Annotated in this window: 11 protein-coding genes, 1 tRNA gene and 2 pseudogenes; 1 reads left to right on the top strand and 13 read right to left on the bottom strand. The window is 65.7% G+C overall.

The window, feature by feature from the left end:
• Positions 1-4: 4 nt before the first annotated feature.
• From nuoE to tpiA, 8 genes and pseudogenes are all read right to left on the bottom strand, one after another.
• Complete coding sequence (gene nuoE, locus O8I58_RS00650; RefSeq protein WP_298319825.1) at positions 5-532, bottom strand: NADH-quinone oxidoreductase subunit NuoE; 528 nt, start codon at positions 530-532, stop codon at positions 5-7.
• A 100-nt stretch (positions 533-632) separates the two neighbouring features.
• Positions 633-1,943: an NADH-quinone oxidoreductase subunit D gene (locus O8I58_RS00645; RefSeq protein WP_298319823.1), complete on the bottom strand. Its 1,311-nt coding sequence runs from the start codon at positions 1,941-1,943 to the stop codon at positions 633-635.
• Positions 1,943-2,686, bottom strand: a complete 744-nt coding sequence (locus O8I58_RS00640) for an NADH-quinone oxidoreductase subunit C (RefSeq protein ID WP_298319821.1) — start codon at positions 2,684-2,686, stop codon at positions 1,943-1,945. The genes O8I58_RS00645 and O8I58_RS00640 overlap by 1 nt, the downstream gene beginning before the upstream one ends.
• Before the next feature lie 30 nt (positions 2,687-2,716).
• Positions 2,717-3,271, bottom strand: coding sequence for a NuoB/complex I 20 kDa subunit family protein (locus O8I58_RS00635; RefSeq protein ID WP_298319819.1), 555 nt, complete (start codon positions 3,269-3,271; stop codon positions 2,717-2,719).
• On the bottom strand, positions 3,262-3,618 hold the full coding sequence (locus O8I58_RS00630) for an NADH-quinone oxidoreductase subunit A (protein WP_298319817.1): 357 nt from the start codon (positions 3,616-3,618) through the stop codon (positions 3,262-3,264). Before O8I58_RS00630 ends, O8I58_RS00635 begins: the two co-directional genes overlap by 10 nt.
• 403 nt (positions 3,619-4,021) lie before the next feature.
• Positions 4,022-4,106: transfer RNA gene (locus O8I58_RS00625), tRNA-Leu, on the bottom strand.
• 45 nt (positions 4,107-4,151) lie between these two features.
• Positions 4,152-4,608, bottom strand: a pseudogene (gene secG, locus O8I58_RS00620) (preprotein translocase subunit SecG).
• A gap of 68 nt (positions 4,609-4,676) precedes the next feature.
• Entirely contained in the window at positions 4,677-5,429 is a 753-nt protein-coding gene (tpiA, locus tag O8I58_RS00615) for a triose-phosphate isomerase (protein ID WP_298319813.1), read from the bottom strand.
• 216 nt (positions 5,430-5,645) lie between these two features.
• On the opposite strand from tpiA, the gene O8I58_RS00610 reads away from it, so the two are divergent.
• Complete coding sequence (locus tag O8I58_RS00610) at positions 5,646-6,452, top strand: SDR family NAD(P)-dependent oxidoreductase (protein ID WP_298319811.1); 807 nt, start codon at positions 5,646-5,648, stop codon at positions 6,450-6,452.
• Between the two features lie 130 nt (positions 6,453-6,582).
• Here the strand turns inward: O8I58_RS00610 and O8I58_RS00605 are convergent.
• From O8I58_RS00605 to O8I58_RS00585, 5 genes and pseudogenes are all read right to left on the bottom strand, one after another.
• A pseudogene (locus tag O8I58_RS00605) lies at positions 6,583-7,535 on the bottom strand (2-oxoglutarate and iron-dependent oxygenase domain-containing protein).
• Between the two features lie 121 nt (positions 7,536-7,656).
• Positions 7,657-9,024 (bottom strand): phosphoglucosamine mutase, encoded by a 1,368-nt coding sequence (glmM, locus tag O8I58_RS00600; RefSeq protein ID WP_298319809.1) that lies wholly within the window; start codon positions 9,022-9,024, stop codon positions 7,657-7,659.
• Positions 9,024-9,914 (bottom strand): acetyl-CoA carboxylase, carboxyltransferase subunit beta, encoded by an 891-nt coding sequence (gene accD / locus O8I58_RS00595; protein ID WP_298319807.1) that lies wholly within the window; start codon positions 9,912-9,914, stop codon positions 9,024-9,026. The genes glmM and accD overlap by 1 nt, the downstream gene beginning before the upstream one ends.
• Before the next feature lie 57 nt (positions 9,915-9,971).
• Positions 9,972-10,784, bottom strand: coding sequence for a tryptophan synthase subunit alpha (gene trpA / locus O8I58_RS00590; protein ID WP_298319805.1), 813 nt, complete (start codon positions 10,782-10,784; stop codon positions 9,972-9,974).
• Positions 10,781-11,176 (bottom strand): DUF3144 domain-containing protein, encoded by a 396-nt coding sequence (locus O8I58_RS00585; protein ID WP_298319803.1) that lies wholly within the window; start codon positions 11,174-11,176, stop codon positions 10,781-10,783. The genes trpA and O8I58_RS00585 overlap by 4 nt, the downstream gene beginning before the upstream one ends.
• Positions 11,177-11,197: the final 21 nt, after the last annotated feature.

Below are 11,197 nucleotides of genomic sequence, written 5' to 3'. Positions count from 1 at the left end.
GCGCTTACTCCAGCCCGTCCAGCAGTGCGTCGACTTTTTCGGGGGTGAGGTTTTCGTGGTAATGGCCGTTGATCACCATCATCGGCGCGGCCGAACACGCGGCCAGGCACTCTTCCTCACGCTTGAGGAAGATGCGGCCGTCGGCGCTGGACTGGCCGCGCTTGCAGCCGAGCTTGCGCTCGGCGTGCTGGGCCAGTTCTTCGCCACCATTGAGCCAGCAGCTGATGTTGGTGCAGAAGGCGACGTTGTGGCGGCCGACTTTTTCCAGCTCGAACATCGAGTAGAAGCTGGCGACCTCGTAGGCCCATACCGGCGGAATGTCCAGGTACTTGGCCACGCCGGCGATCAGCTCGTCGTTCAACCAGCCACCGTTCTGCTCCTGCGCGGCGTGCAGTCCCTGCAGCACGGCCGAGCGCTTGCGGTCCGGCGGAAACTTCGCCAGCCAATGATCGATATGGGCGCGCGTCTTGTCGTTGAGGACGACCTGCGGGTCGACCTGGCGTGCGTTCTCGAAATTACCCGTGGCCCTCATCGGTCCACCTCACCAAAGACAAGGTCATAAGAATTGGACATGGCCGCGACCACATCCGGCAGGTCGCACAGGCGTGCGAACCGCCGCGTATTCGGCAGGTTCATCGGTCCACCTCACCGAACACGAGGTCATAGGTACCGATCATCGCAACCACGTCCGGCAGCATGTGCCCGACCACGATCGCGTCCATCGACGAAAGATGGACGAAGCCCGGCGCGCGCAGGTGCACGCGGAACGGCTTGTTGGCGCCGTCGGACACCAGGTAGCAGCCGAACTCGCCCTTGGGCGCTTCGACGGCCGTGTAGGTCTCGCCGGCCGGCACGCAATAGCCTTCGGAGAACAGCTTGAAGTGGTGGATCAGCGCTTCCATGTCGTCCTTCATGGCCTCGCGCTTGGGCGGCGCGACCTTGAAGTTCTCGACCATGACCGGACCCGGGTTGGCCTTCAGCCACTTCACGCACTGGGCGATGATGCGGTTGGATTCGCGCATCTCGGCCACGCGCACCAGGTAACGGTCGTAGCAGTCGCCGTTGACGCCGACCGGGATGTCGAAATCCACCGCGTCGTACTTGGCGTAGGGCTGCTTCTTGCGCAGGTCCCACTCGATGTTGGAGCCACGCAGCATCACGCCGGTCATGCCCCAGGCACGCGCCTGGTCCGGGGTGATCACGCCGATGCCGACGGTGCGCTGCTTCCAGATGCGGTTGTCGGTGAGCAGGGTTTCGTACTCGTCGACGCGGCCCGGGAAGGTCTTGGTGAAGTCTTCCAGGAAGTCCAGCAGCGAGCCTTCGCGCGCGGCGTTGAACTGCTTGAGCTTGGCGCCCTTGTGCCAGGGCGATTCCTTGTACTTGGGCATCGTCGAGGGCAGGTCGCGATAGACGCCGCCCGGACGGTAGTAGGTTGCGTGCATGCGCGCGCCGCTGACCGCTTCGTAGCAGTCCATCAGCTCTTCGCGCTCGCGGAAGGCGTACAGCATCACCGCCATCGCCCCCAGGTCGAGCGCGTTGGAACCCAGCCACATCAGGTGGTTCAGGATGCGGGTGATCTCGTCGAACATCGTGCGGATGTACTGCGCACGCTCCGGCGCCTGGATGCCCATCAGCTTCTCGATGGCCATCACGTAGGCGTGTTCGTTGCACATCATCGACACGTAATCCAGGCGATCCATGTAGCCGATCGACTGGTTGAACGGCTTGGACTCGGCCAGCTTCTCGGTGCCACGGTGCAGCAGGCCGATGTGCGGATCGGCACGCACGATGGTTTCGCCGTCCATTTCCAGGATCAGGCGCAGCACACCATGTGCGGCCGGATGCTGGGGACCGAAATTCATCGTGTAGTTGCGGATTTCCTGCTTGCTTTCGCCTGCGTTGCTGGCGAATGCCTCATGCGACTGCTTGATCTGTGCGCTCATCACTTGGACTCCCGCGCTGCGGCTTCACCGGCGGCGGTCTGGTACCGGGCGTCCTCGCGGATCACGCGCGGCACGCCGACGCGCGGTTCGACCGAAGTCACCGGCTCGTACACCACGCGCTTGCGCTCTTCGTCGTAACGCACTTCGACGTTGCCGATCAGCGGGAAATCCTTGCGGAACGGATGACCGACGAAACCGTAGTCGGTCAGGATGCGGCGCAGGTCCGGATGGCCGGCGAACACGATGCCGAACAGGTCGAAGGCCTCGCGCTCGAACCAGTTGGCGCCCGGCCAGATATCGGTGACCGAAGCCACCACCGGCACGTCGTCGTTGGGCGCGTAGCAGCGCACGCGAACCCGGCGGTTGTGCTGGTAGGAAATCAGGTGGGCGACCGCGGCAAAGCGGTTGGTCGGCATCGGCAGCGCTTCGGCGTGGTCGGCACCCTCGCCCGTCGGCGCTTCACCCCAGGCGAAACGACCAACGGCCTTGCCCTCGACGCCGCGCGAGAAACCCTGCGAGGACACGTCCGAGGTATCCCACTCGTCGCTGCCATAGCCCAGGTAATCGACGCCGCACAGGTCGCTCAGCTGCTCGAAGCCGAAGCTGTCGCGCAGCGCCAGGCACAGCGCATGCCACAGCGCGTGCGGCACTTCGATGGTGGTCTCGCCCGTGGGCGACACGGAGACAAGCGCATCGGGAAAACGCGTGCGCAGCTCTTCGGTATAGACGGCTTGCTCTGCCATGGGGGCTTTGCGTGCTCTAGGTAAAGGGGTTCAGCGGGCGATGGTCTGGGTGCGCCAGATCTTCTTTTGCAGCTGCAGGATGCCGTAGACCAGCGCTTCGGCCGTCGGCGGGCAGCCCGGCACGTAGATGTCCACCGGCACGATGCGGTCGCAACCACGCACCACCGAGTACGAGTAGTGGTAGTAGCCGCCACCGTTGGCGCAGCTGCCCATCGAGATGACCCACTTGGGCTCGGGCATCTGGTCGTAGACCTTGCGCAGCGCCGGGGCCATCTTGTTGACCAGGGTGCCGGCCACGATCATCACGTCGGACTGGCGCGGCGACGGGCGGAACACCACGCCGTAGCGGTCCAGGTCCAGGCGCGCCGCACCTGCGTGCATCATTTCAACCGCGCAGCAGGCCAGGCCAAAGGTCATCGGCCACATCGAACCAGTACGCGCCCAGTTCATCAGCGCATCGACGCTGGTGGTGACGTAGCCCTTTTCCAGCAGCGGATTTTCGCCCTCGGGCCGCAGGATGTCGTCCACCCGCCCTTCCGGGATGGGGTTCGTCATCAGCTTGTCGATGGTTTGGATCACTCCCATTCGAGCGCTCCCTTCTTCCAGACGTAAATGAAGCCCAGGAACAACATGCCCACGAACAGGCCCATGGTGACCAGGGAGCGCGCACCGATATCCATGAACACCTGGGTCCACGGCACGATGAAGATGATTTCCAGATCGAACACGATGAACTGGATCGCGATCAGGTAGTAGCGCACATCGAACTTCATGCGCGCGTCCTCGAATGCCTCGAAGCCGCATTCGTAGGGGGAAAGCTTCTGGGCGTCGGGGCGCCGGGGGCCGATCAGTCGACCGATGACCATCAGCGAGATGCCGATACCGGTGGCGACGATCAGGAAGAGCAGGTTCGGCAGGTAATTGGCCAGCACGCGCAGTTCTCTCTTTGGGTTCCGGCAACCTTCGGCACAGTCTACTGCTGCATTGCGGCAGGCCATGCGAAGGTCGCATTCGGGTCCGGGCTTGCGGGTCCACCTGCAAGGCGGGCCTGGCGCTTGAAAGACGCAACCAGCGACTTCCGTATTCCGGTCCGGCAAGCCGGGCGCTTCGCTTCAGCATCCTTCCGTTGATTCGTACCGGACACTGCTGCGAACCCGTCAATTGTAGCGTTCACTGAACTCATGAGTAAACGATTTGAGGAGGTCTCGTCACCGGAAAAGCGTTTCAACCGGCATGCATCCGCAAGAACGGCCCGCCAGGCGGGCCGAGTGCGCAAAACACGATCTCCAGCAACGCAAAAGGGCCATCAAGGCCCTTTGTCGTGTACTGCTAAGTTGGTGCCCAAGAGGGGACTCGAACCCCTACGACTTTCGCCGCTACCACCTCAAGGTAGTGCGTCTACCAATTCCGCCACCTGGGCAAATCTCTTACCACCCCAGCCGAAGCCGGGCCGGCATTGTACGCGTCACTGGCCCTGTGCGGGAGCCTGTTTGGGCTGTTCGGCCGCCGGAGTTGCTTCGGCAGGCGCCGAGGCAGCCGGCGCCGCGACCGGAGCCGGCTCACTGGCGGCAGGCGCCTGCGGCGCGGCGGCCGATGGAGCCAACTCGCCCGGGGCAGCCTTGGGCGCAGCGGCAGCGGGCTGCTCGGACATCAGGCCAAGATCCTGCTGCTGTGCTGCCAGTGTGGGCGGTACGCGATGCGTTCCAGGCCATGAACAGGCTGATGGCGAAGAACGCCACGGCCAGCCACTTGGTGCTCTTGGACAGGAAGTTGGACGCACCGCGCGAACCGAACACGGTGCCCGAAGCGCCGGCACCAAAGCCGGAACCAGCCTGCGCACCCGAACCGCGCTGCATCAGCACCAGCCCGATGATGGCAATCGCCACCAGCACGTAGACCACATTGAGGATCAGCATCAACATCGACATGGATCGGTTTCTCGGTCAAAACCCCGTCGGCCTTCGCCGGCAGGGCCATTCAATTCATTGGGTCAGCTGACCGCCGCACGGGCGATGGCCAGGAAGTCGGCGGCCACCAGCGAGGCGCCTCCGACCAACCCTCCATCGACATCGGACTGGGAAAACAGTTCCGCGGCGTTGTCGGGCTTGACGCTGCCGCCATACAACAGCGGCAGCGAATCGGCGATTCTAGCATCGTGCCGTGCCACGACGCCACGAATGAAGGCGTGGACGTCCTGGGCCTGCCGGGGTGAAGCCGTGCGACCGGTGCCAATCGCCCAGACCGGCTCATACGCCACCACTGCGCCCTCGAACGCAGCGACCCCGGCCAATGCCAGCACCGGCTCAAGCTGCGAGGCGATCACTGCCTCGGTCTGCCCGGCCTCGCGCTCGTCCAGGGTTTCGCCCACGCACAGCACCGGCACCAGCCCGGCATTGCGGGCCGCAACGAACTTGCGCGCGACCAGCTCGCTGCTTTCATGGTGGTACTGGCGGCGCTCGGAATGTCCGACCAGGCCGTAGGTGGCACCGACATCGACCAGCATCGCGGCCGAGACTTCACCGGTATAGGCACCCTTTTCGTTGGCGCTGACGTCCTGCGCACCAAAAGCGATGGCGTGACCTTCGAAGTCCTCGATCAGATCGCCCAGGTAGGGCAACGGCGGCATCACCACCAGTTCGACGCCGTCCAGCGGCAGTCCTGCGGCCAACTGGCCGACGAGTTGGGTGGCGAAATCACGACTGCCGTGCAGCTTCCAGTTTCCGGCGACGATCCTGCGGCGCATGGGAACTCCTGTCTGGATAAGACCAACATGATACCGCGGCACCCTTCTCCGCTGCTTGACGATCTAGCCCGCACCGCGGCCAGACCCCTGTCAGCTGGATGACACGCAAGGCCCATCGCGGCGGCGCGGCCTACCGTCCACCACCACCCCACCCGTTGCGCGACCGGCAAGTCATGCACACTTTGCAACGCTCCCACCCAACGCCTGGAACACCCCATGCAGCAAGCGACACCCCGCGGCTACGCACTGATCACCGGTGCATCCAGCGGCATCGGCGCAGAGTTCGCACGCCAGTACGCCGGTCGCGGCACGCCGCTGATCCTCACCGCGCGACGCGCCGAGCGCCTGCAGGCGCTGGCCGCCGAACTCGCACCCAGGGTCGATGTCCAGGTCATCGTCGACGATCTGGAAGACCCGGCGGCGCCGGCGCGCATCCACGCTGAAATCCGGCGTCGCGGACTGTCGGTGCAGATCCTGGTCAACAACGCCGGCTACGGTGTTCCCGGCCGTTACCTGACCCGTGACTGGAGCGTCCACGCGCGCTTCGTGCAACTGATGGTGGCCTCGCTGAGTGAACTCACCTGGCGCGTGCTGCCGGAACTGATCAGCAGCGGTTCCGGCCGGATCGTCAATGTCGCGTCCTTCGCAGCCCTGGTCCCGGGCGCTGACGGCCAGACGCTGTATGCGCCGGCCAAGGCCTGGCTACTGGCGATGAGCCAGTCACTGTCACTGGAATATGCGGACAAGGACGTGCATGTCTGCGCACTGTGCCCAGGCTTCACCTGGTCGGAATTCCACGATGTCACCGGCACCCGCGAACAGATGTCCAGGCTGCCCAAGTGGGCCTGGCTGAAGGCCGATGAGGTGGTGCGTTACGGCATCGACGCGGTCGAACGCGACCAGGTGCTGGCGATTCCCGGCTGGCGTTACCGACTGGCCTACCGCGTGGTGCGGCACCTGCCGCAGTCCTGGCTGCTGCGGCTGATGGGGCGCAGCTCGCGGCGGGTGCGCGCGCAGGCCTGATTGGATCCGACATCGTGGGAACAGCTGTAGAGCGGAGCTTGCTCCGCTGAGGCTCCCGCGATCTGCCCGCAAGAGCCGAGCCGAGCAAGTTCGGCTCTACAAGGGGCTCTCCCCCCCAGTACAACTGTTCCTACTTCAGCTTGATCTCGCGCAGGCGCTGTTCCAGGTAGCCCTGTGCGGTGATCGGCTCGGGATAGCGACTGGGGTTGTCCGGGGTGATCGTCGAAGGCAGCACGTCGATCAGGAAATCCGGATTGGGGTGCAGGAAGAACGGCACCGAATAACGCGGCTTGCGCGCCGCCTCGCCCGGCGGGTTGGTGACCCGGTGCGTGGTCGACGGATACACGTGGTTGGTCAGGCGCTGCAGCATGTCGCCGATGTTGACCACGATGGTGTCCGCATCGCTGGTGAACGGCACCCACTCGCCCTGCTTGGACTTCACTTCCAGCCCGGCGGCACTGGCACCGACCAGCAGGGTGATCAGGTTGATGTCCTCATGCGCGCCGGCGCGCACGTTGGGGATGTCGTCGCTGGTGATCGGCGGGTAATGGATCGGACGCAGGATCGAGTTGCCCGAATCGGTCTTGTCGACGAAATAGTCTTCCGGCAGGCCGATATGCAGCGCCAGTGCGGCCAGCACGTGGCTGCCCAGCGCGTCGAGCTGCTGGTACAGGCCGTAGCCGTGCTCGCGGAAGTTGGGTACTTCGTCAGGCCACAGGTTCGGCGCCATGACATCGATGTATTTGGAATCGACCGGAATCTCGCGACCGATGTGCCAGAACTCCTTCAGGTCGAAATGCTTGGAATCCTTGGCAGTTTCCACGCCAAAGGCGGTATAGCCGCGCGCGCCGCCGCTGCCCGGCAGGCGGTACTTTGCTTTTGCCTCTTCCGGCAACGCGAAGAAACGTTCTTGAACACCTCGTAGGCCGCATCGATCTGCGCCTGCGGGATACCGTGGTTGCGGATGCCGGCAAAGCCCCACTCGCGGTAGGCCGCGCCCAGTTCGGCCACGAACGCGTCGCGGTCGGCGGCGCTGGTCGGGTGGATGAAACGGGCGATGTCGAGGGTGGGAATGGCGCTCATGGCAGAACCGGCGGTATCAGGATGCGTGGCCGCCTAGTCTATCGCCCCGGGCAACGACGATGCGCCGCAGGTGCACGCCGACCGGCATCCATCGCCCCCGTTGGGGCGATCCAGCGCGCCTTCAGGCCGCCGCACGCACCGCGCTGGCCAGCGCATCGAGCGTGGCATGCATCAGCGCATCGTCATCGGCCTCCACCGTGACCCGCACCACCGGCTCGGTGCCGGACGGACGCAGGAACGCACGGCCACGGCCGGTGATGGCCTGCTGCGCTTCGGCCAGCGCGGCCTTGACCGTTGGCGCGTCGACCACGTCCTTGGCGGCTACGCCTTCCAGGCGCACGTTGACCGTTTGCTGCGGCAGCATCACCAGACCCTTCAAGGCCTGGTCCAGCCGTTGGCCGGTCCGCCGCAGCACCTCCAGCACCTGCAATGCGCTGACGATGCCGTCGCCGGTATTGGCCCGGTCCAGGCACAGGATGTGGCCGGAGGCTTCGCCGCCGAGCACGCCATGGCCATCGACCAGCGCCTGATGGACGTAGCGGTCGCCGACCTTGGCGCGGACGAAGTCAATGCCCTGCTCGCCCAGCGCTTTTTCCAGGCCGTAGTTGGTCATCAGCGTGCCAACCATGGCGCCGTGCAGGCGGCCGGTTTTCTTCCAGTCGCTGGCCAGCACGTACAGCAGGCCGTCGCCGTCGATCACGGTGCCGTGGCCGTCGACGAACAGCACCCGGTCGCCGTCGCCGTCGAAGGCGATGCCCAGGTCGGCGCCGGACAGCACCACCCGCTTGGCCAGGTGTTCCGGATGGGTCGAACCCACGCCGTCGTTGATGTTCAGGCCATTGGGCGTATCGCCGATAACCTCCACCCGCGCGCCGAGTTCGCGCAGCACGATGGGCGCGACCTGGTAGGTGGCGCCATTGGCGCAGTCCACCACGATCTTCATGCCGGTCAGATCGAACTCACGCGGCACCGAGTTCTTGCAGCTTTCCACGTAACGGCCCACCGCATCGCGGGTGCGCACGGCCTTGCCGAGGTCTTCGGACGCGACGGTGCGGAACGGCTGCTCCAGCGCGGCTTCGATCGCCAGCTCGGTGGCGTCATCGAGCTTTTCGCCTTCGGCCGAGAAGAATTTGATGCCGTTGTCGTGGTGCGGATTGTGCGAGGCCGAGATCACGATCCCGCCCGAGGCGCGCAACGCGCGGGTCAGGTGCGACACGGCCGGCGTGGGCATCGGCCCCATCAGCTGCACGTCCACGCCGGCCGCGACCAGCCCGGCTTCCAGCGCGGCCTCGAACATGTAGTTCGAGATGCGCGTGTCCTTGCCGATGATCACCACCGGCTTGCCGGCGCCGGCCCGGCGCACGCGCGCGGCCAGCGCATGGCCGTAGGCATTACCCAGGCGCAGCATGAAATCAGCGGAAATCGCCCCCTGCCCGACCCGACCGCGGATACCGTCGGTGCCGAAGTACTTCCGGCTGGCCGAGGCCATCAGGCCGCCTCGGCGTCGCTGGCCGGCTTGGGCTGCCTGAGCATCAGCGCGAACAGGTCCGCCAGGCGGTCGCGCAGTTCGCGACGGTCGCAGATCTGGTCGATGGCGCCGTGCTCGACCAGGAATTCCGAACGCTGGAAGCCTTCCGGCAGCTTTTCGCGCACGGTCTGCTCGATCACACGTGGGCCGGCGAAGCCGATCAGCGCCTGCGGCTCGGCAATGTTGATGTCGCCCAGCATCGCGAAGCTGGCCGAAGCGCCGCCGAAGGTCGGATGCGTCAGCACCGAGATGTAGGGAATGCCGGCCGCACGCAGCTTGCCCAGCGCGGCCGAGGTCTTGGCCATCTGCATCAGCGAGAACAGGCTTTCCTGCATGCGCATGCCGCCGCTGGCAGCGAAGCTGACGAAGGGCGCGTTGTGCTTGAGCGCCTGCTCGGCCGCCAGCGAGAACTTCTCGCCGCCCACCGAGCCCATCGAACCGCCCATGAAGGCGAACTCCATGGCGCAGGCCACCAGTGGCTGCTGCTTCAGGGTGCCACGCATGGCCACGAGGGCATCGCGCTCGCCGGTGGCCTTCTGCGCCGCCTTGAAACGGTCTGCATAGCGCTTCTGGTCACGGAACTTCAGCACGTCGGTCGGGCCGAGGCTGGCGGCGATCTCGCTGGTGCTGCCCGGGTCGAACAACGCGGCCAGACGCACGCGGGCACGGATGGACATGTGGTGCGAGCACTTCGGGCAGACCTCAAGGTTCCCCTCCAGCTCCGGGCGGTAGAGCACCGCGCCGCAGTTGTCGCACTTTTCCCACAGGCCTTCCGGGACGCTGCGCTTGGGTTTGCGGGTTGCCGCGTCGGTGCGGATGCCCGCGGGCATCAGTTTGCTCAGCCAGCTCATGCGTGTTTGTAAACCTGGTTCAGCGCGCCACGCGGCGCGGGATGCAAGCGCGGCAGTTTAGCCCACGACCCGATCCAGCGCCTCCCGCAGCGGGGCGAGGAAGGCCCTGGCCCGTTCGGCCGCCTGTTCCGGGCCGCTGGCCTCGCTGATCGCCTTGACCAGTGCGCTGCCCACCACCACGCCATCGGCGTCGGGCGCCATGGCCGCAGCACTGGCCGCATCCTTGATGCCAAACCCAGCCACCACCGGCACCGGCGAAGCCTTGCGCAACGCCCGCAGGCGTTCGCCCGCGGCCTGGGTGTCCAGCCGGTCCGATGCCCCGGTGACCCCGGCGAAACTGACGTAATACAGGTAGCCCTGCGCCTGTTCGCACAGCAGCGCGGTGCGCTCGGGCGTGGTGGTTGGCGCAGCCAGCGCGATCAGCTGCAGGCCATGGCGATTGAAGATCTCGCGGGTTTCGGCGGCTTCTTCCGGTGGCAGGTCGACCAGCAACGCACCGTCGACGCCGGCATCGGACGCCTCGCGGGCAAAGCGCTCGGCGCCGTGGATCTCGACCGGATTCAGGTAGCCCATCAGCACCACCGGCGTGGTGGCGTCGCCCTGGCGGAACCGGGCAACGGACTCCAGGACGAAACGCAGGCCTGCGCCCCGCCCCAAGGCCAGCTCGGAGCTGCGCTGGATGGTCGGGCCATCGGCCATCGGATCGGAGAACGGCACGCCCAGTTCGATCACATCGGCGCCGGCGGCGACCAGCGCATGCATGACGGGCACGGTGGCTTCCAGCGACGGGTCGCCGGCGGTCACGAACGGGACCAGCGCCTTGCGGCCGTCGGCCTTGAGGGCGGCGAATTTGCTTGCCAGGCGGTTCATTCGGATTGCTCTTCCTGCGCGGCAGCGGCATCGGCACGGCGCTTGTCGATGGCGGCGTAATCGGCAGCCAGTTCGGACTGGCCCACGTCCATGCCGCGCTCGGCGCCCAGCGCATCCAGGTGCTCATTGAGCATGCGCCGGTACAGGCCGGTCATGTAATCCAGGAAGCCTGCGCGCGAACCCGGCACGTCGGGCTCGACGCCGATATAGGTGTGGGCGTTGTAGCGGGCCACGCCATACAACGCGGCGAAGCTGGTCCGCTTGATCCCATGGATGCCGCCCTGGCGGTTGGCCAGCTGCACGAATTTATTGACCACTTCGAAGAACGCCGGGTCCAACTGTGGCGCATCGATGTCTGACGGGGTCTGCGGGGTCTGTGTGTCTTCAGCCATGGTGAAACGGTCCTTGCGAGA

Source organism: Pseudoxanthomonas sp. (assembly GCF_027498035.1).
Lineage (GTDB): Bacteria > Pseudomonadota > Gammaproteobacteria > Xanthomonadales > Xanthomonadaceae > Pseudoxanthomonas_A.
Note: the sequence above shows the minus strand (reverse complement) of the source record. Positions and strands in the feature narration are given on the sequence as shown.